Raw genomic sequence first — 20,128 nt, 5'->3', positions numbered from 1 at the left:
CGGCCAATGGCCGCCTTTTTTATTTGCACGATCAGACCACGAAATCAGTCTTTCGGTAGCCCTGAATATAAAGAAGCGCCGTCAGGTCGCTGTGGTTTATGCGTACTTTCGCCTGTGCCGCCACGGACGGTTTGGCATGCAGCGCGACGCCGGTCCCCGCCAGTTGCAGCATGCCCAGATCATTGGCACCGTCGCCAACGGCCAAAGCTTCCTGCGGCGAGAGATTGAAGCGGTCGCAGATCGAATTCAGTGCTGCAACTTTCGCCTCACGTCCCAGAATGGGCTCGCTGACTTCGCCGGTCAGATTTGTGCCGTCGTCAAGCAATGTGTTGGCACTGTTTTCGTGAAAACCGATCATCGCCGCGATGCGCTGGGTGAAGACCGTGAACCCGCCGGAGACGAGTGCTGTATAAGCGCCGTGTTTCTTCATGGTACGCACGAGTTCCGGACCGCCCGGCATCAGGGTGATCCGGCTGGCAATGACCTTGTCGATGACGGTGTAGGGCAGGCCTTTGAGCAGGGCAACGCGTTCGCGCAGGGCGGGTTCAAATGCTATTTCGCCATTCATGGCGCGGGCAGTAATCGCCGCGACTTTGTTGCGCAAACCAGCTTCTTCAGCCAGTTCGTCAATGCATTCCTGCTGGATCATCGTCGAGTCCATGTCGGCGATAAGGATTTTTTGCGCCTTGTATCCTGATCCTGCACAACAATATCAATCGGCTCGCCGTCTACGATCCGCGCAAGCTCGGCATAGCTCTCGGTGACGTTCGAACCTGTTCGCAGCGCAATATCACATGCGATTCCGTCAGCCAGCCAATAAAGTCCTGTTGCATTGACTGCCGCTGAGGCTTTAATCCCGAGCGAGGCGCTGAGACTGGGTGAAGCCGGGTTGGCGATGAGCGTGGCCATCAAGGGCATGAGTATTTCCTGATTGGACGATTGACGTGAAAAGTAGACAGACAATCCTGATAGCCGGACCAACGGCCAGCGGCAAGTCAGCGTTAGCGCTGCAGTTGGCCGAACAGACAGGCGGTCTGATCGTCAACACCGATTCCATGCAGGTCTATGATGTGCTCAACGTTCTGACGGCACGGCCCGGACCCGGCGACCTCAAGGCCGTACCGCATTTGCTCTACGGCCATGTTCCCCCTGCAGTTGCCTATTCCACCGGCCGCTGGTTCGCCGATGTCGAAGCGCTTGTAAAAGAAACAGAAACTGAAGCTAAGCCTTTGATCTTCGTCGGCGGCACAGGGCTGTATTTCCGCGCGCTTCTGGGCGGGCTCTCGGCTATGCCGGATATTCCCGGGAATGTTCGAAACTACTGGCGCCAGCAGGATGCCGAAGCTGGCGCAGCGCAGTTGCACAAGATTCTTGAACAAAAAGACCCCTTGGCGGCGGCTGCGCTTCGCTCGACAGACAGCCAGCGCATCGTTCGGGCCTTGGAAGTGATCGATGCTTCGGGGCGATCGATTATCGAATGGCAAAAGGAAACCGGCACGCCTTTGATCGATACGTCGTCCGCCCGCAAGATTGTCATTGATCCCGATCGCGCCTGGCTCGGCGAGCGTATTGCGGGACGATTTAACGCCATGATGGAAAATGGAGCAGTGGAAGAAGTCAAAGCCTTGCTGGGGCTGGGCCTCTCGCCTGATCTGCCAGCTATGCGCGCCATTGGTGTCAGCGAGATTGCGGCGGTGCTCGAGGGGAGCCGCACTCCTGCGCAAGCAATAGAGCTTTCCACCATTGCCACACGGCAATATGCGAAACGGCAAATGACATGGTTCCGCAACCAGCTTGGCGAAGACTGGGAGCGAATTTCCTATCCCTAGGGGTTGTCAGGTTTTATCGTTGCGGAAGGAGCGGATGAGGTCGCTGGCACGGAAACCTTCCGGTTCTGATCGCGCCGGCTTTCGTGGTTCCTCAATAATCGGCGAGGACTCAGCGGCGCGCCATTGTGTCCGTACCGGTATTGCCGGTATGGGCGCAGAAACCCGTTGCTCAATGGCAGGTTTATCAAAAGCACTAAAATTGCTGGCCTTGTCTTCGATCGCGCTGTTATCGGCGGCGTTGAGCTGGCGCATACGCGTCAAAACAGCGTCCAGTGATACATGCGCATCTCCCGACCGCATGGCCTCCTGCTGCTGGGTCATGTGCGCGGCGGGCAGATGCTGCGGAGCAATGGTTTCAAACATCATACGCATCGGGGTAGGTACGGCTTCACCGAAGGCGATGGCTTCGCGGTTGGCAATGGATGAGAGGAGCCCGATAGCGCTTTGCGATGCGCCGCTGATCGCACCGCGAATAATTTCCTGATCGCGTTCATTGCCAAGACGCATGGCGAAAACCGTACTGCATTGAGACAGAATCGTGGGGTCGAGTTCGCCCGGCCGCTGGGTGATGACCGAAAGATAGACGCCGTATTTGCGGCCTTCCTTGGCGATACGCGCAATGGCCTGGCGCGTTGGCCAGAAACCTGCACTGGCATCTGCCGGTATGTAACGATGTGCTTCTTCACACACGACCAGCGTTTGCACATTGCCATCGCTGGACACAGCCAGATCGAAGGCCAGACGGCACAGGACCGAGGCAACGGAATTGACGACTTCTGACGGCAATCCGGCCAGCTGGAAAACGCAGATCGGTCGGTCGTTCTTCGGCACACGGAAGATATGGCCGATTGTCTGACGCATTGTATCAAGCGTGGTTGGTGCCGAGAACATGAAACGATAGCGCGGATCCGCGATCAATGCCTGCAACCGGTAGCGCAGGGCTTTCATAGTCGGACGATCGGTCTTGCCGTCCAATTGGCCAATACGCTCGTCGAGCAATTTGATCAGATCCGCCATGCGATAGGGCGACGGCGTGTCGGCTGTCATTGAGGCGATATCGCGCTCTTTTTTCAACAGCGAAGAGGTGGATGCCGCTTCAGCATTGGCAAAGCGTTCTTTAGCCAGCGGTATGAGATCACGCAGAATATCGACTTCGGCAGGAATGGACGGGCGTCCGCGAAAGACGGCTTCGCCAAATTCCTCGAGACGGAACATCCAGTACGGCAAGTCAAATGTGTTGTAATCAATGGAAATGGCGAGATCCGGAAATGCACTGGCGAATTCATTGTGCGGATCGAGAATAAGCACACGCAGATCAGGACGCTGCGAGATGATCTTGCGCAGGAGCAAGGTTACCGCACTGGATTTGCCGACACCGGTACTTCCGAGAACAGCGAAGTGGCGCGAGATCAGGTTATCGACCGAGATCAGGGCGGGGATTTCAGCGTTCTGCGAGAGATGGCCGATGGAAACCGTATTCTTCAGTGTTGATGTGTAGATGGTTGCCAGATCGGCAGCGCGAATACGGTGGGCGATAGCACCCATATGCGGGTACGTCGTGATACCGGAGGAAAAGCGCAGCTTGCCGTCATCTTGCGTATCCACCTGACCGACGAGTTCGATGTGGATGTGGATGCTCTGGTCGACATCCGCTTGCCATTCTGGATTGGGAAGATCAACCTTGTAAACCAGACCGACAACACGGCTGGCCGCGACCTGAATGGAAATGAGCTGACCGACAGACCAATAATCTTCAGACGCGGTTATGGATGGACCGGTCTTGGCATGGATGATGGCTTTATCGCCATTGCACTCGATGACATGCCCGTCGGTCCGGTTGCGGACGGCGGGCCTTGTTGTCGTGGTGGGTAAGGCTTCGAAGCTCATGTGTGGCGATCAACCCCGGAACTGACGGCAGATTTTGCACCATAATCGCGAGGCATTGAGAATATCTTAGCAAGGAGTTCGGCATTTGACGGATATTGCGCCGTGCATCCCGAATGTTTGCAAACATTTCAATTTTGCCGTTGACGGATAGAAATTGCTTAATTATCGTCCGCGACCATGAAAACAGTTCTTATCGTCGTGGGACCGCGCATGGGCAGGGTGTTATAAACATCCGGCGAAAGCTCCCATGCGCGAAACACAGGCTCCTTCGGGGGCCTTTTTTATTTCCAAACCTTACGCTAAACGAAAACACCTTCTGGAAGGCCGAGAGCCGCAGAATAGACGGGAAGAGATCGATGACTGCAGACAAACAGGATAGTGACAGCCGCCCATCGCAACGCCGGGAAATGACCGGTGCCGAAATGGTCATTCAGGCGCTGATTGATCAGGGTGTTACGGATATTTTCGGTTATCCCGGCGGCGCTGTTCTCCCGATTTATGATGAGCTCCACCAGCAGGACAAGATCAATCACGTTCTGGTTCGCCATGAGCAGGGCGCTGGTCATGCGGCTGAAGGCTATGCCCGTTCCACCGGCAAGGTTGGCGTTATGCTGGTGACATCAGGCCCCGGCGCAACCAATGCGGTGACGCCGCTGCAGGATGCGCTGATGGATTCCATCCCTCTGGTTTGCATCAGCGGCCAGGTGCCGACAACGCTCATCGGTTCGGACGCGTTTCAGGAGTGCGATACAATCGGTATCACCCGTCCCTGCACCAAGCACAATTGGCTGGTAAAGGACGTCAACGATCTGGCCCGTGTTCTGCACGAAGCCTTCCATGTTGCGCGCACTGGCCGTCCGGGCCCGGTTCTCGTTGACGTTCCCAAGGACGTTCAATTTGCCACCGGTATGTACACACCGCCGGAAACGTCGCGGCGCACCAGCTATCGCCCGAAGGTTGAGGGAGATATCGAGGCGATCAAGCAGGCTGTTGCCCTGATGGCGACAGCAAAGCGTCCGGTCATCTATTCGGGCGGTGGTGTTATCAATTCCGGCACACAGGCCAGCCAGTTGCTGCGTGAACTGGTTGAACTCACCAATTTCCCGATTACATCGACCCTGATGGGATTGGGCGCCTATCCGGCATCGGGCAAGAACTGGCTGGGCATGTTGGGCATGCACGGCACGTATGAAGCAAACATGACGATGCATGATTGCGATGTCATGGTTTGTATCGGCGCGCGTTTCGACGATCGTATCACCGGGCGTCTCAACGGCTTTTCGCCCAACTCCAAGAAGATTCACATCGATATCGATCCATCTTCGATCAACAAGGCAGTGCGCGTTGACGTTCCTGTCATCGGCGATGTGGGCCGGGTGCTTGAAGACATGATCCGCCTGTGGCGTGCATCCTCCGAGCGTCCTGATAAAAAGGCGATGGGCGAGTGGTGGTCACAGATCGATAAATGGCGCGCGCGCAAGTCACTGTCCTATACGCACAACAAGGACGTGATCATGCCGCAATATGCGCTGGAACGTCTTTACGAGCTGACCAAGGATCGTGACACGTTCATCACCACGGAAGTGGGCCAGCACCAGATGTGGGCGGCGCAGTTCTATGGCTTTGAAAAGCCGAACCGTTGGATGACGTCTGGTGGTCTGGGTACGATGGGTTATGGCCTGCCCGCAGCATTGGGTGTGCAGATCGCCCATCCGAATTCACTGGTTATCGACATTGCCGGTGACGCTTCAGTGCAGATGACGATGCAGGAAATGAGCGCGGCGGTACAATATGAAGCGCCGATCAAGATCTTCATTCTGAACAACCAGTATATGGGTATGGTGCGCCAGTGGCAGCAATTGCTGCATGGTAACCGCCTGTCGCACTCCTATACGGAAGCTCTGCCTGATTTCGTCAAACTGGCGGAAGCCTATGGCGGCCATGGCATCCGCTGCGAAAAGCCGGGCGAACTGGATGATGCGATTCAGGAAATGATCGATGTCAAGAAACCGGTTCTGTTCGATTGCCGCGTTGCCAATCTGGCGAACTGCTTCCCGATGATCCCTTCCGGCAAGGCGCATAATGAAATGCTTTTGCCTGACGAAGCGACCGACGAAGCCGTTGCCAATGCTATCGATGCCAAGGGACGGCAGCTCGTTTAAGATACCGGAGAGGAACACCATTATGAATGCTCAAAATCTAGCCTCCGGCTCGGCGTATTTCATCGCCAAGGAGACAGAGCTACCGATCACCACAGTTCTATCGGTACTCGTTGACAACGAACCGGGCGTGCTTGCCCGGGTCATTGGCCTGTTTTCCGGCCGTGGCTACAACATCGAAAGCCTGACCGTTTCGGAAACCGAACACGAGCAGCACCTGTCGCGCATCACAATCGTGACGCGGGGCACGCCGCATGTGCTTGATCAGATCCGGCATCAGCTGGAGCGTATTGTTCCGGTGCACCGCGTTGTTGATCTTTCCGTACGTGCTGACGAGCTTGGCAATGACAAGCCCATCCAGCGTGAGCTTGCATTGGTGAAGGTTGCGGGTTCCGGCGACAATCGCAATGAAGCCTTGCGTCTGGCCGATGCGTTTCACGCCAAGGTTGCGGATGCCACCACGGAACATTTCATCTTCGAGATTACCGGCAAGGGCTCCAAGATTGACCAGTTCATCGCCATCATGAAGCCGCTCGGTCTCGTGGAAATTTGCCGGACCGGCGTCGCCGCGATGAATCGCGGTCCACTGGGTATGTAACCGGCAGAACAAGCCCGCAATCGACATCAGGGATATGTAATTGTATCCCTGACAAGATTGTGATTGAGCCATGTCTGCCCGACGCCTACCGTTTTCAAGAACATCAGGTCTGGTTTGTCATGTCGCTCGAAATTTTCTTCACATTGCTGGTTTTTGCATTCGTCACGTCGATCACGCCGGGACCGAATAATTTGATGCTGCTTGCGTCAGGCGTGAACTTTGGTTTCAAGCGCACTATCCCGCACATGTTCGGCATTGGCAGCGGGTTCTTTACGCTGCTGATTGGTGTTGGATTGGGTTTGGGCGCGCTGATCCAGACCGTTCCGGTTGTATATACCGTTTTGAAATTTGCCGGCGGCGCATATCTGGTTTACCTCGCCTACAAGATCGCCACGTCGCGATCCCTTGGGAATGTGAATGAGAACGCCCGGCCAATGACATTTTTGGAAGCGGCGGCTTTCCAATGGATCAACCCGAAGGCATGGGTAATGGCGGTAACTGCCATGGCGACCTATACATCGCCCCAGGCCTATTACATTACGGTTCTCATTGTGGGCATCGCTTTTGCAATCGTGAACGTTCCTTCGGTGTCCACTTGGGCAGCCTTCGGCCAGTTCATGCGCGGCTGGCTGTCCGACCCCGCGCGGCTGAAATGGTTCAACATCACGATGGCAGCTTTGCTGGTCGCCAGCCTTTGGCCAATGCTTCGCTGATCTTGCGTGAAATGCGGGAGGCGCATAAGTTTCCACCATGTCCCATGATCATGACCACCCCCACGACAATGAACTTGACCCTATGGCTGCGCGGGTGCGGGCATTGGAGACGATCCTCACCGAAAAAGGTCTGGTTGATCCAAAAGCGATCGATGCCATTGTTGAGACATACGAGACCAAAATCGGACCGCGCAATGGGGCAAAAGTTGTCGCCAAAGCTTGGGTTGATCCGGAATTCAATGCCTGGCTGAGGCGCGATGCAACCGCGGCTATCGCTTCGCTGAGTTATACCGGGCGTCAGGGCGAACATATGCAGGCAGTGTTCAACACGCCTGAGACCCACAACCTCGTCGTTTGCACTCTGTGCTCGTGTTATCCGTGGTCGGTGCTGGGTTTACCGCCGGTCTGGTACAAGTCGCCTCCCTATCGCTCCCGAGCAGTGATCGATCCGCGCGGTGTTCTGGCGGAGTTTGATCTGATTTTGCCTGATACCATGAATATCCGCGTGTGGGATTCAACAGCAGAACTGCGATATCTGATCATTCCACTGCGCCCGGAAGGGACTGAAGGCTGGAGCGAAGAGCAGCTTGCCGAACTGGTAACGCGCGACTCGATGATCGGCACCGGTTTGGCACGTGTACCGGAGGCCGCATGAACGGAGCACAGGATATCGGCGGACAGATGGGCTTTGGTCCGGTCAATCCGGAAAAGGACGAGCCGTATTTCCATGCGTCATGGGAAAAGCGGGCGCTTGGTCTGACATTGGCGGCCGGCGGCATGGGGCACTGGAATATTGATGAGAGCCGTCATGCCCGCGAAAGCCTGCATCCGGCCGACTATTATTCGTCCAGCTATTATGAAATCTGGACCAAGGCATTGGAAGTCCTGCTTCAGCGGCACGGATTCATTACCCCTGAAGAACTGAAGCAGGGTCGTTCGCTGGGCAAAGGTGCTGAGCCAAAACGCGTGCTGAAAGCGGAAAATGTTGCGGCTGCTCTGGCAAAAGGCGGTCCCTGTGACCGGCCTGTCGAGCAGGCACCATTGTTCAAAGCCGGAGATCGTGTGCGGACACGCAATTTCAATCCTGAAACCCATACCCGTCTGCCGCGCTATGCGCGCGGAAAGGTGGGATTTGTGGAGGCGGTGCGAGACGGTTTTGTTTTCCCCGATAGCAATGCGCATGGTCTGGGCGAAAATCCGCAATATGTTTATACCGTGGTTTTCCATGGCCCGGAGATTTGGGGTGAGGGTGCTGATCCAACGCTGACCCTCAGCATAGATGCCTGGGAGAGTTACCTTGAGCTTGCGTGAGTTGATCACGCATTCGCAAGGATTGGGCGATGGAATTGACGCTCCTGTTTTCGCTGAGCCATGGCAGGCGGAAGCTTTTGCGCTGGTTCTGGCCCTGCATGAGCAAGGCTTGTTCACTTGGGACGAATGGGCGCTAGCGCTTTCGTCGGCACTGAAACAGCCGGGCGCGCTGGATGATGCCAGTGACTATTATCATTGCTGGGTCGCGGCACTGGAATCATTGATCGCCATAAAGAACGTGACAAATTCAGCTGATATCGATCATGTGACTGCTGCCTGGCAACGTGCCGCGCATGCAACCCCGCATGGTCAACCGATCCTGCTTGAGAACGATCCGGAAAGGTCCTGAGATGCATGGAGCTTCGACAATTTGCCGAGCGGCGAGCATTTTGCTGGTTTTAGCGATTGGCAGTTTCTCCATGCCGGTACGGGCGCAGGACGCGCAATGGCCGGTTTCCAGCGAAGATGATTTGCGTAAAGCCATTACGGGCGCAACAATCACGGGCGAGGTAAAGGCGCAGCCGCCTTTCAATTTTACTGAATTTCTTGGACCAGATGGCAAATCGCGCGGCAAGCTGATTGAATGTTGCAATCCGGACAAGGTGTTGACCAACGGTACGTCGTATGCGGGTGAATGGACGTTGGAAAAGGACAATCTCTGCCTACTCTATGAAGGCGAGGAGCAGAAGGTCTGCTGGCGCTTGCAGGTGAAGGGTGATCAGTTTCGCATGACGGACGATAAATCCGGCTATTCTGGCGAGGGCAAAATTCGCAGCGGAAACCCGGATAACCTATAGTCTAAGACCCATTTTCTCCATTTTCCTTGCCCTTTGACACCGAATCCTGTCAGTCAGAGCGATGCAATTATCACCACAACAGGATGAGGCGCTTGGCGCCGTTTCCAAATGGCTGAAAGACGGGCGCAGTCCGATATTTCGGCTGTTCGGCTATGCCGGTACCGGCAAAACCACATTGGCTCGCTATTTTGCCGAGCATATTGACGGCGACGTTCAATTTGCTGCGTTTACCGGCAAGGCTGCGCAGGTTCTGCGATCAAAGGGCGCTGCCAATGCCCGGACATTGCACTCGCTGATCTATCGCCCGCGTGGTGAAGAGGCGGTCGAAGACGAAACGACCGGCAAAACCAGCATCGCGCCGACATTCTCGCTGAACCGCCAGAGCCCTGTCTCCAAGGCGAAGCTCATCGTGGTTGACGAGTGCTCCATGGTTGACGAGCAACTCGGCCGTGATCTGATGAGTTTCGGCACGCCCATTCTGGTTCTGGGCGACCCGGGACAGTTGCCGCCGATTTCCGGTGGCGGTTTCTTTACCGAGCACGAGCCGGACTTCCTGCTGAGCGAAATTCATCGGCAGGCACGCGACAATCCTATTCTCCGGCTCGCACTCGATGTGCGTGAAGGCCGGGAATTCGGTTTTGGCGATTTCGGCGCAGCCAAAGTCATTTCCAAGACCGATGTGACGCAGGATTTGGTACTTGGCGCCGATCAGGTGCTGGTTGGTACCAACCGGACCCGCCGCCGCTACAATCAGCGTTTGCGCGAGCTGAAGGGTTTCTCAGCCTCGTTCCCTCAGGCGGGTGACAAGCTCGTCTGTCTGCGCAACGATCCGGCCAAGGGGCTCCTCAATGGCTCGCTCTGGAAAGTCATGACCTCGTCGCGCGAGACGGTGAAGCCGGGTATCAATTTGCTGGTTGCACCGGAGGATGAAGAGCCGGGCAGGGGCGTTGCCAAGATCAAGCTTCTGAAAGCGCAGTTTGAAGATCCTGACACAGAAATCCCGTGGCAGACCAAGAAGCGCTACGACGATTTCGACTATGGCTACGCGCTGACGACGCATAAAGCACAGGGCTCGCAATGGAACGAGGTTGTTCTGTTCGATGAAAGCTATGCGTTCCGGGACACGCGCGAGCGCTGGCTTTATACGGCAATTACCCGCGCTGCTGAACGCCTGACGATTGTCCGGTAAATTGCTGACGGATGGCTGTACGATGAACTTCCAGTGGATCGACAGGATTGATGGCTCCCATCAGCAGGATCTCTACGCCTTGTATCTTGAGGAATGGTGGACCAAGGATCGCAGGTTTGACGATGTCGCGCGCATGCTGGAACATACGGACATTGTCATCGGCTGTTGTCTGGATGGAAAGCTGGTCGGTTTTGCACGTGTGCTAACGGACTATGTCTACAAAGCGATGATTTTTGACGTCATTATCGATCAAAAACTGCGCGGATCGGGATTGGGGCGGGACATCATGGATCGCATCACCGGCCACGAGCGGCTGCAATCTGTGGCAAGCTTTGAACTGTATTGCCCAGATCGTCTTATCCCATTTTATGAAAAACTTGGCTTTGCCAAGAGCACGTCGTCATTGTTGCGCTATCAGCGTTAGAGTTGCATTCGAAACCGGAGCATGTCTTGTTTTAGCCGCCAGCAAACGCTGCGCGGTTTGGAGATGTATTTGAGCTTGGTGGCGATCGAGACTTTTGCTGACAGTAAAACGCGCGATACCAGCGCGGGCGGCATTGTCATCTCGGTCCTGCTGCATGTGTTGCTTGTGTTCGCCTTGATTGCCTTGGCAAGACCGTTCCGTATTGATGAGCCTGTTGAAGACGTTATTGATCTTGAACTTGTGCCTGCGCCAGCCATTCAGCCGTCAGCGCCCGATGCGGCTGTGCCACCACTGCAAGCACCAGCCAAACCAGCTATCCCTGATACACGGGCACCAGTGGAAAAACCTGCGGTCCCTGAGCAACCTGCGATGCAGAAAGCCACAACGATGTTGTCAGCGGGCGTGCTGGCTGATCCGCGCAGCAAACAAACGCGGGAGGCGCTTCCGACACTGGAAATTGCCACGAGACTTGAACAGATTTGCAACTTGGAGGCGATGGCGCAGGTTGCAAAATGGGATTCAAATTACAAACCAGACCGTGTTGTTGCCTATGCCATGGCTGACACGAAGGTCAAATCCGGGATCATTTCGGCAGATGGTGCGGCGATGCGGAGCGAGGGAAACTGGTACAACCTTGTGTTTCGATGCGGGATTTCACCCCAGACGCAGAAAGTTGAAAGCTTTGAATTTTCGGTCGGCAGCCTGATCCCGCGTGATCAGTGGTCCGAGCATAATCTGACGCCGGTTCACTGAGAAAGGAGCTTTTTCGCGATCAGTTGCCGCCACGCATTCCCATAGACCAAAAGCCGACTTCCAGCCGCGTTGCCACCCGAAAGTGCCGGTTGAGCGTCTTCCATCGTGCTGATGCTTGTGGTGACGAACCAAGGCGGGCGCGTGTGCTGCTTTCAATCAATCGTCCAACCGCATGGCAGGTATCCTGATAATCCTTGCCTGCATATGTATCTATCCACGGTTGATATCGATTGTTCTTGGTTGCAACGGCCGCAAGGCGTGTACCGATTTCGCCATAGCCCAGAACGCAAGGAGTGAGTGCTGCGAGCAGATCCAGAAAATCGCCTGACAATCCCGCATCGATCACATAGCGGGTATAGGAGAGGTTTTCGGGCTCTTCTTCTGTATCAAGCAATGCCTGCCGGGAAATTCCGGCTTGTGCGCAGATTTCCACGTGCAAGGGCATTTCATGATTGACCAATGCGTTGACGGTTGCAGATGCCAGTTCAAGTTCTTCATGGCTTTCGGCTTTCAGGACCGCCATTCCCCATGCACGGGAGAAATGGAACAGGAAAATATAATCCTGAACAAGATAATGCAGGAAAGCTTTCTGTGGCAGAGAGTCGTCGGCAAGCCCGCGAACGAACGCATGATGGGTGTAGGCGGACCAGTCGGACGTTGCGTTTTCACGCCATTGCGCAAAAACAGGCGAGGAAAAATCGGTAAGGTTCATAAATCTGCACTCTTTGCGGGCAAGAAATAGCGAGCTGATGGCGGGATGAACATTCATCTTTCGGTCTAGACGAAATTCCAATGTTTAATGTTCTTTTTCTGCTGTAAAGATCAGGGCAGCATTTCCTGATATGGATTCCAGCAATGACAGCCTCCCTTTCCGTAAACCTCAATGCCATTGCCATGTTGCGCAATCGTCGCGATCTGCCGTGGCCTAGCGTCATCGGTTTGGGGCGTATCGCGCTTGCGGGTGGTGCATCCGGATTGACGGTGCATCCGCGTCCGGATGAGAGACATATCCGCTTTACTGATCTGCCGGAAATCCGGGCTTTGATTGATGATGAGTTCCCGCAAGCCGAGTTCAATATTGAAGGATATCCGACAGCGGATTTTCTTGATCTTGTTTCCAAGAATGAGCCCGAGCAAGTTACCCTGGTTCCGGACGATCCGGCACAGGCAACCTCGGATCATGGCTGGGACCTTAACAAGCACAGTGAGTTTCTAGCGGCGGTTATCCAGCAGCTGAAACGCCAATCGGCCCGGGTCTCGCTGTTTATTGACCCCGACCCCGATGCTCCGGCGCTTGCCAAGGCGCTCGGGGCGGATCGCGTCGAATTGTACACCGGACCCTACGGCGCCGCTCATAATGATCCACGCCTTGAAGCTCTGGAACTGGACAAGCTTGCAAAGACGGCAGAAGCTGCGGCCAAGGCAGGAATTGCGGTCAATGCCGGACACGATTTGACTGTCGCGAACTTGCCTGCTCTTGTCAAAGGAGTGCCAAATCTGGTGGAGGTATCGATCGGACATGGACTGACTGCGGATGCTTTGACCTACGGTATGTCCCGCGCTGTGGAAAGATTCATGAACGCGTTGCAGGTCTAGGGCTTTGATTCGCGTGCATGATTTGCGATGCCATGCATTTTTGCATAAGATCGGATGGTAGCTATGTTAAAATGGCGGTTGATATTGCGCTGCAACACGACTAACTCGTCCGCCCACGCTGTCAGAGCGAGGGAAAACCTGTATGAGTGACCAGCAAGTTGGCGACGAAAACTGTTTAAACGGTACCGCCGCCTATGAACCGGAGCCGCATCACAAAGAAGCTTTTTCGGTTCTTGTGCTTGGTGCACTCGGTGTCGTTTATGGCGACATCGGTACGAGCCCGATCTATGCGTTTCGTGAAGCGCTGCATGCTGCATCTACGGATGGTGTTTTAAGCCGGACGGATGTGCTGGGCGTGGTCTCCATGATTTTTTGGGCACTGACGCTGATTGTTACGATCAAGTATGTTTTTTTCGTGCTGCGTGCCGATAATGATGGTGAAGGCGGCATTCTTTCACTGATGGCGCTGGCGCGATCAAGCTTTAAGTCACGGCCTCAGCTGATTTTGGGCCTTGGTATTGTCGGTGCTTCACTGTTTTATGGTGACGCGGTGATTACTCCAGCCATCTCGGTGCTTTCCGCGGTCGAAGGGCTTGAGATCGTTACCCCGGCGCTGACGCCGTTCATCGTCCCGATTACCATCGTGATTCTGCTCACACTGTTTTCCGTCCAGCGATTCGGCACTGCGCGCGTCGCCACCATCTTCGGGCCAATCACTTTGCTGTGGTTTCTGGCCATTGGCTTCTTCGGTGCCTGGCACCTGACGGACGATCTGAGTATTTTTGCTGCGATGAACCCCTATTATGCGGTTGAGTACATCGTCGATAATCCACAGACGGCGTTTGCGACAATCGGAACCGTGTTTCTTGCCGTCACCGGTGCCGAAGCACTCTATGCCGATCTTGGCCATTTTGGCCGCAAGCCAATTGCGACAGCGTGGGTATGGGTCGTGTTTCCGTGCCTGTTGCTGAACTATTTTGGCCAGGGCGCTTTCATTCTGGCGCATGGCGAATCCGCCAAGAACCCGTTCTTCGAGATGTTCCCCCATTGGGCACTTTTGCCAATGGTGCTTCTTGCTACCGCTGCCACCGTTATTGCCAGTCAGGCGGTTATCTCAGGGGCTTATTCTTTGTCGCGGCAGGCGGTTCAGCTCAATCTGCTGCCACGCCTCAATATTGAACATACGTCCGAGAAACAGTCGGGGCAGGTCTATCTGCCTCGCGTCAACATGCTGCTCGGGCTTGTCGTGATCCTGCTTGTGCTTGGTTTTGAACGCTCAACCAATCTTGCATCGGCCTATGGCATTGCCGTAACGGGCAATATGCTGGTGACGTCTATCTTGCTCTTCATTGTCATGAGCCGCATCTGGAAATGGCGTCTTTGGATTGCTGTCAGTCTTACAGCGTGTTTCCTGATTGTCGATCTGACCTTTGTCAGCGCCAACCTGATCAAGGTTGTCGATGGTGGTTGGGCTTCGCTGGTTGTCGCCTTCCTGATCGTATTGATCATGTTCACCTGGGTCCGGGGCAGCCGCCAGCTTTTCGAAAAAAACCCGCAAGGGCGAGGTTCCACTCGATCTGATCTCCAAGAAGATGGCGCAGAACCCGCCGCCGCTGGTGCCCGGTACGGCTGTGTTCCTGACAGGTGATCCGCGCAGTACCCCAACGGCGCTGATGCACAGCTTGAAGCACTACAAGGTTCTGCATCAGAACAATGTCATTCTCACGGTTATCACCGCGCCATCGCCGCTGGTGAAGAAGAGCGAGCGGGTAAAAATTGAACCGATCAATGATCTGTTCATGCGCGTCACGCTGACATTCGGTTATATGGAACGTCCCAACATTCCCCGCACGCTGGCGATCTGCCGCAAGCAGGGCTGGAAGTTCGATATCATGACGACCTCGTTCTTCCTGTCGCGGCGCTCACTTAAGGCATCTGCCCGTTCGGAAATGCCGCATTGGCAGGACCGGCTGTTTATTGCGCTGGCGCGCACGGCAAGCGATGCCACCGAATATTTCCAGATACCGACCGGCCGTGTTGTCGAAATTGGCACACAGGTGAACATCTGATCCATGAGACGCGATGACAGGTTGAAAGACCTGCATCGCCTCTATATGCCCCGTAATATCAGAATGACGGGGCCGGGATGAACAAACTCCAGATCGCTATTGTCGGCGCCGGGCCAGCAGGTCTGGCAGCTGCGCTCTATCTCCATCGGGCCGGCCACAATGTTACGCTGTTCGAGCGGTTCTCCACACCTTCACCCGTCGGATCTGGCCTTATCCTGCAGCCAACGGGATTAACAGTGCTTGATGATCTTGGGCTCTTTGACGCCATCGCGTTACTGGGTAATCGGATTGATCGTCTCTATGGTGCGGACGCTCTATCCGGGCGTGCCGTTCTCGACGTCAAATACGCTTCGCTGAAAGGCGGACGCCATGGCATCGCTGTGCATCGGGCGGCGCTGTTTGATGTTCTGCATCAGGCGATCTTGCGTGAAGGCATCGATATCGAGACAAATGTGGCCGCCTTTTCCCTGGAAACAAGCGGATCGCAGACGTGGCTGCTAACCGGCACCGGCCGCAAGATTGGTGCTTTTGATCTTGTTGTTGATGCCAGCGGGTCGCGTTCAAAGCTCAAGACCTTTGCTTTCAATCCCTGTGAACCAAAGCCGCTGGCCTATGGTGCTTACTGGGCTTCGCTTGAATGGCATCCCGGTGGTTTCGAGGAGCGCTCGTTGTTGCAGCGTTACCGCAAAGCGGGCGTGATGATCGGCGTACTGCCAATCGGCAAAACCGGTACGAACGGCCGCAATATGGCGGCGTTTTTCTGGAGTACCAAGCCCGACGACGCAGAAGGTTTGCGCGCGGCTGGAATCAGCAGCTGGAAAGATCGCGTTCTGTCGCTTTGGCCGGAATGTTCCGTTTATCTGGATCAGATTGATGGTTTCGATGATATGACGCTGGCGCGGTATGGTCATCATACGCTTTCTATGCCTGTCGGACGCAATCTTGCGGTCATTGGTGATGCTGCCCACTCAACCAGTCCACAGCTGGGGCAGGGTGCCAACATGGCGCTGCTGGATGCACGGGCACTTGCTCACGCGTTGGCGCATTCAACCGAACTGGACGCAGCGCTGTCGGCCTATGCGGCCTCACGCCGGGTGCATGTGCGCGGGTTTCAAGTCTTATCGCGCGCCTTCACGCCGTTTTATCAATCGGATTCCACTCTGCTGCCATTTGCGCGGGATCGGGTTGTGCCAGCCATGGCCCGCATTCCACCTGCACCGCAACTGTTGGCATCCATGGTATCGGGTACCTTGATTGACCCATTCAAGCCAATTGGTTTGCGGGAAAAGGTCTGGATCTAGGAATATTTTTTATCCCCACTTGCCAAATGATTTTCCGGGCTCTAGAACCGAACCGTAACGTACGGTACGGTAACTGAAGCCGCCGAAATGATGTGGAAATCGGTAAAGTGCAGCCTGCAAGTGAAACCAGCGACAATGTATTGACGGAGCGTCAGCGAGACGTTCTTGATGCGGCGCTTGGTCTGCTGGTGGAGGCGGGTGATGCGCTAACGATGACCAGCGTTGCGCGCCGTGCCAGCTGTTCCAAGGAAACCCTCTACAAGTGGTTTGGCGATCGCGACGGCCTTTTGACCGCGACGGTTCAGTGGCAGGCTTCGAAGGTCCGCGGTGTCCCGGTCAAACGCGATGGGCTTGATATTGTGTCGCTGACAGGCGGGCTTGAACGCTTTGCATCGGATTGGTTGCGGGTTTTGTCAGGCAAAATATCCGTTGCCCTCAATCGTGTGGCTGTCAGTCACGCCGGCAGCGACAAGCGCGATCTTGGCGCCATCGTGCTTGAAAATGGGCCGTTCGCCATGGCCCGCCGTCTCATGCCTTTGCTGGAGGTTGGCCGCGAGGCTGGATTGCTGACGTTTGACGATACGGAAGAAGCATTTCGCACCTTTTTCGGACTGGTTGTCCGGGACGTGCAAATCCGGTTGCTGCTTGGCGACCGGTTCGAGTTGACTGATGTGACAATCGACGGCGAGGCCCGGCGCGCGACACAACAGTTTTTTGCTCTTTATGGAGCTCATAACCACGTGGCCGAACGAGGCCGCTCTACGCAACGCTGAAGGGAAGAAATCAATGCGCGTATATTATGACCGCGATGCGGACATCAACCTGATCAAATCGAAGAAGGTTGCCATTATCGGTTACGGTTCGCAGGGCCGTGCCCATGCGCTGAACCTCAAGGATTCCGGTGCCAAGGATGTGCGCATTGCACTGCGTCCGGGCTCCGCGACAGCCAAAAAGGCTGAAGCCGATGGCTTCCAGGTTGTCAGCGTTGCTGAAGCAGCCAAATGGGCCGATCTGATGATGATGGCCACACCTGACGAACTGCAGGCTGACATCTACAGGGATCACATTGCGGACAACATCCGCGACGGCGCTGCTATTGCTTTCGCGCACGGTCTGAATGTGCATTTCGGCCTGATTGAGCCAAAGAAGACCGTTGACGTTGTCATGATCGCGCCAAAGGGCCCTGGCCATACGGTTCGCGGCGAATACCAGAAGGGCGGCGGCGTTCCTTGCCTGATCGCTATCCATCAGGATGCTTCGGGTAATGCGCATGATCTTGCTCTGTCCTACGCCTGCGGCGTTGGTGGCGGCCGTTCAGGCGTTATCGAAACCAATTTCCGCGAAGAGTGCGAAACCGATCTGTTTGGCGAGCAGGTAGTTCTGTGCGGCGGTCTGGTTGAGCTGATCCGTGCCGGTTTCGAAACGCTGGTTGAAGGCGGTTATGCGCCTGAAATGGCCTATTTCGAATGCCTGCATGAAGTAAAGCTGATCGTTGACCTGATCTATGAAGGCGGTATCGCCAACATGAACTACTCGATCTCGAACACTGCTGAATGGGGCGAATATGTTTCCGGCCCACGCATCATCACTGCCGAAACAAAGGCCGAGATGAAGCGCGTTCTGACAGACATCCAGACCGGCAAGTTCACGTCCGACTGGATGCAGGAATACAAGGCCGGCGCATCGCGCTTCAAGGCTATCCGCCGCAACAACGACAAGCACCAGATCGAAGAAGTTGGTGAAAAGCTGCGCGGCATGATGCCATGGATCGGCAGCAACAAGCTGGTCGACAAGGCCAAGAACTAAGCTTCTGAGTTTTACTTAAAACGAACGCCGGTGGAGCAATCCACCGGCGTTTTCATTAGAGATCGCAGGCGCGGCGCGGGCCACTTCGTGGCTGATAGGTATTGTCGAAGGACCTGTAGGATTGATAGCGGTCCTGACAGCGCTGGGTCGAGGTTTTGCCCGGTGAATTGATGATCGGCTTTCTGCCGCGAAAATCGTTGCAGCGTGTCGACCCCGTGCAATTGGGACTGGCAATGTTTGGCGAGCTGTCGAGGCCAAGGATAATGGGCGCGCGTGGAACCGGATCATTGCCACGGGGCGCGGGCCGGTATGGCTGAACCTGCGCCACTGCGATACCGGCATTGGCAGTCAACAACAGGCCAAGCGCAGCAAGAATGGTTATCAGGTTCTTTGTCATGATCATGTCCACTTCGTTCTGTTCACTCATATAGGACTTCGTGTCCCGCCTTGCCATCGCCCGGTACCGAATTGGTTGCAGTAATAACGGTTTCGCTACTGGTTGTGATCCGGCAATCAGGCTACCTTCATGCTCAAACAACGTTCTGCCGCGGGCGTTGGTTTCATAAACCAGGGTATTTGAATGTCCGTACGCATCGCCACGTTCAACGTCGAGAATCTGATGAACAGGTTCGATTTTTCAGGCTTCAAGAACAATCTCAACAAAGATCGCACACTTCAGCTCTTCCAGATCCAGGACGAAGCGCAATACCGGCAACTTGAACAGGCGCGGGCGATAGCCCATGCGGATGATACGCGCCAGTTGACCGCACTGGCCATTGCCGAAACCCACGCCGATATCCTGTGTCTGCAGGAAGTGGACAATATAGGCGCGCTCAATGCCTTTGAGTTTGGCTATCTGTTCAAGATGGTCGGCGAGGGCTACCGGCACAAATATATGGTGGAGGGCAATGACAGTCGGGGGATCGATGTTGCTGTGCTGATGCGCGACCAGACCCGCTACGGCCAGCCGATCGAATTTGTCGAGATGACCAGCCATGCCCATGTCACCTATAATGATTTCGGTTTGCATAATGCGGAACTCGCGGCACTTGGTATTGAACCGCACGAGCGGGTCTTCAAGCGTGACTGTCTGGAGATTGATGTGCGGATCGGCGGGCGTCCGTTTACGCTTTTTGTCAGTCATTTCAAATCCATGGGATCGCCGCGCAATGGCATGGATGGACGGGCCGCCTCTATGCCGGTTCGCATGGCGGAGGCAAAGGCTGTGCGGCGCATTATCGAAGATAAATTTGCAGCTCACGGCGGCTCTGCCGATAAGCATTGGGTTATCTGCGGCGATTTCAATGACTATCGTGAGCGCGTCATTATCAATGGCGACTCGCTGGCTGGCTATACTTTCAATCCAGTCGGCGAGCCAACAAGCAGTGTGAATGTGCTGCTCGAAGGTGGTTTTTGCGAAAATCTGGTGGAGCGCCGCCCTGTCATGGATCGTTGGACGCTTTATCACACGCGCGGACCGGAAGAGCGGCACCTGTGCCAGCTGGATTATATTCTGGCGTCACCGGCGCTGGCACGCACCAATGCCGATGCTATTCCGGATATCATCCGGCGCGGGCAGCCGCACCGCACGATTTTTCCTCCGGAGCAGAAGGTGGAACTGTTTCCGCGCATTGGCTGGGATCGCCCCAAGGCAAGTGATCATTGTCCCGTAGCTGTTACCTTTAACGTGGTCTGA

19 protein-coding genes and 2 pseudogenes are annotated in these 20,128 nt (G+C 55.3%); 17 read left to right on the top strand and 4 right to left on the bottom strand.

All coding sequences use genetic code 11. From position 1 onward, the window contains the following. Positions 1-31: 31 nt before the first annotated feature. Positions 32-918: pseudogene (gene serB, locus HB779_RS18195) on the bottom strand (phosphoserine phosphatase SerB). A gap of 20 nt (positions 919-938) precedes the next feature. Here serB and miaA point away from each other — a divergent pair. After that, positions 939-1,829 carry a tRNA (adenosine(37)-N6)-dimethylallyltransferase MiaA gene (gene miaA / locus HB779_RS18190; RefSeq protein WP_188345998.1) on the top strand — a complete coding sequence of 297 codons (891 nt, stop codon included), beginning with the start codon at positions 939-941 and terminating at the stop codon, positions 1,827-1,829. 6 nt (positions 1,830-1,835) lie between these two features. On the opposite strand, the gene HB779_RS18185 is transcribed toward miaA, so the two are convergent. Next, positions 1,836-3,716 carry an ATP-binding protein gene (locus HB779_RS18185; protein WP_188343651.1) on the bottom strand — a complete coding sequence of 627 codons (1,881 nt, stop codon included), beginning with the start codon at positions 3,714-3,716 and terminating at the stop codon, positions 1,836-1,838. Between the two features lie 356 nt (positions 3,717-4,072). Here HB779_RS18185 and HB779_RS18180 point away from each other — a divergent pair, with 356 nt between their 5' ends. The 10 genes from HB779_RS18180 (at position 4,073) to HB779_RS25470 (ending at position 11,660) form a co-directional block, all read left to right on the top strand. Continuing rightward, positions 4,073-5,878 (top strand): acetolactate synthase 3 large subunit, encoded by a 1,806-nt coding sequence (locus HB779_RS18180; RefSeq protein WP_256440613.1) that lies wholly within the window; start codon positions 4,073-4,075, stop codon positions 5,876-5,878. A 22-nt stretch (positions 5,879-5,900) separates the two neighbouring features. Beyond that, positions 5,901-6,473, top strand: coding sequence for an acetolactate synthase small subunit (gene ilvN / locus HB779_RS18175; protein WP_188343650.1), 573 nt, complete (start codon positions 5,901-5,903; stop codon positions 6,471-6,473). A gap of 119 nt (positions 6,474-6,592) precedes the next feature. Then, a complete protein-coding gene (locus tag HB779_RS18170; protein WP_188343649.1) occupies positions 6,593-7,186 on the top strand; it encodes a LysE family translocator in 594 nt (197 codons plus the stop codon). 37 nt (positions 7,187-7,223) lie between these two features. Further along, complete coding sequence (gene nthA, locus HB779_RS18165; protein ID WP_188343648.1) at positions 7,224-7,841, top strand: nitrile hydratase subunit alpha; 618 nt, start codon at positions 7,224-7,226, stop codon at positions 7,839-7,841. Further along, positions 7,838-8,497, top strand: a complete 660-nt coding sequence (nthB, locus tag HB779_RS18160) for a nitrile hydratase subunit beta (protein WP_188343647.1) — start codon at positions 7,838-7,840, stop codon at positions 8,495-8,497. Before nthA ends, nthB begins: the two co-directional genes overlap by 4 nt. Next, complete coding sequence (locus HB779_RS18155; protein ID WP_244642416.1) at positions 8,484-8,846, top strand: nitrile hydratase accessory protein; 363 nt, start codon at positions 8,484-8,486, stop codon at positions 8,844-8,846. The genes nthB and HB779_RS18155 overlap by 14 nt, the downstream gene beginning before the upstream one ends. 40 nt (positions 8,847-8,886) lie before the next feature. Next, positions 8,887-9,294, top strand: a complete 408-nt coding sequence (locus HB779_RS18150) for a hypothetical protein (protein ID WP_188343645.1) — start codon at positions 8,887-8,889, stop codon at positions 9,292-9,294. A gap of 61 nt (positions 9,295-9,355) precedes the next feature. Then, positions 9,356-10,483, top strand: coding sequence for an ATP-dependent RecD-like DNA helicase (locus tag HB779_RS18145; RefSeq protein ID WP_188343644.1), 1,128 nt, complete (start codon positions 9,356-9,358; stop codon positions 10,481-10,483). A gap of 22 nt (positions 10,484-10,505) precedes the next feature. Next, the gene (locus HB779_RS18140; RefSeq protein WP_188343643.1) at positions 10,506-10,907 is read left to right on the top strand and encodes a GNAT family N-acetyltransferase; all 402 of its coding nucleotides are present in this window, start codon (positions 10,506-10,508) and stop codon (positions 10,905-10,907) included. Between the two features lie 78 nt (positions 10,908-10,985). Continuing rightward, positions 10,986-11,660 carry a DUF930 domain-containing protein gene (locus tag HB779_RS25470; protein WP_244642687.1) on the top strand — a complete coding sequence of 225 codons (675 nt, stop codon included), beginning with the start codon at positions 10,986-10,988 and terminating at the stop codon, positions 11,658-11,660. Between the two features lie 19 nt (positions 11,661-11,679). Here HB779_RS25470 and HB779_RS18130 read toward each other — a convergent pair whose 3' ends face one another. Then, positions 11,680-12,372, bottom strand: a complete 693-nt coding sequence (locus tag HB779_RS18130) for a TenA family protein (protein WP_188343642.1) — start codon at positions 12,370-12,372, stop codon at positions 11,680-11,682. 143 nt (positions 12,373-12,515) lie between these two features. Here HB779_RS18130 and HB779_RS18125 point away from each other — a divergent pair, with 143 nt between their 5' ends. From HB779_RS18125 to ilvC, 5 genes and pseudogenes are all read left to right on the top strand, one after another. Next, positions 12,516-13,256, top strand: coding sequence for a pyridoxine 5'-phosphate synthase (locus HB779_RS18125; RefSeq protein WP_188343641.1), 741 nt, complete (start codon positions 12,516-12,518; stop codon positions 13,254-13,256). Between the two features lie 142 nt (positions 13,257-13,398). Then, positions 13,399-15,325: pseudogene (locus HB779_RS18120) on the top strand (potassium transporter Kup). Positions 15,326-15,402: 77 nt separating this feature from the next. Continuing rightward, positions 15,403-16,626, top strand: a complete 1,224-nt coding sequence (locus tag HB779_RS18115; RefSeq protein ID WP_188343640.1) for an NAD(P)/FAD-dependent oxidoreductase — start codon at positions 15,403-15,405, stop codon at positions 16,624-16,626. Positions 16,627-16,733: 107 nt separating this feature from the next. Beyond that, positions 16,734-17,399 (top strand): TetR/AcrR family transcriptional regulator, encoded by a 666-nt coding sequence (locus HB779_RS18110; protein ID WP_188343639.1) that lies wholly within the window; start codon positions 16,734-16,736, stop codon positions 17,397-17,399. A 13-nt stretch (positions 17,400-17,412) separates the two neighbouring features. Beyond that, on the top strand, positions 17,413-18,432 hold the full coding sequence (gene ilvC, locus HB779_RS18105; RefSeq protein WP_188343638.1) for a ketol-acid reductoisomerase: 1,020 nt from the start codon (positions 17,413-17,415) through the stop codon (positions 18,430-18,432). A gap of 55 nt (positions 18,433-18,487) precedes the next feature. Here the strand turns inward: ilvC and HB779_RS18100 are convergent, their stop codons facing one another. Beyond that, positions 18,488-18,859, bottom strand: coding sequence for a BA14K family protein (locus tag HB779_RS18100; RefSeq protein WP_188343637.1), 372 nt, complete (start codon positions 18,857-18,859; stop codon positions 18,488-18,490). 153 nt (positions 18,860-19,012) lie between these two features. Here HB779_RS18100 and HB779_RS18095 point away from each other — a divergent pair, with 153 nt between their 5' ends. Further along, the gene (locus HB779_RS18095; RefSeq protein ID WP_188343636.1) at positions 19,013-20,128 is read left to right on the top strand and encodes an endonuclease/exonuclease/phosphatase family protein; all 1,116 of its coding nucleotides are present in this window, start codon (positions 19,013-19,015) and stop codon (positions 20,126-20,128) included.

Origin of the sequence: Phyllobacterium sp. 628, assembly GCF_014189505.1 — a bacterium.
Taxonomy (GTDB): Bacteria; Pseudomonadota; Alphaproteobacteria; order Rhizobiales; family Rhizobiaceae; genus Phyllobacterium.
Note: the sequence above shows the minus strand (reverse complement) of the source record. Positions and strands in the feature narration are given on the sequence as shown.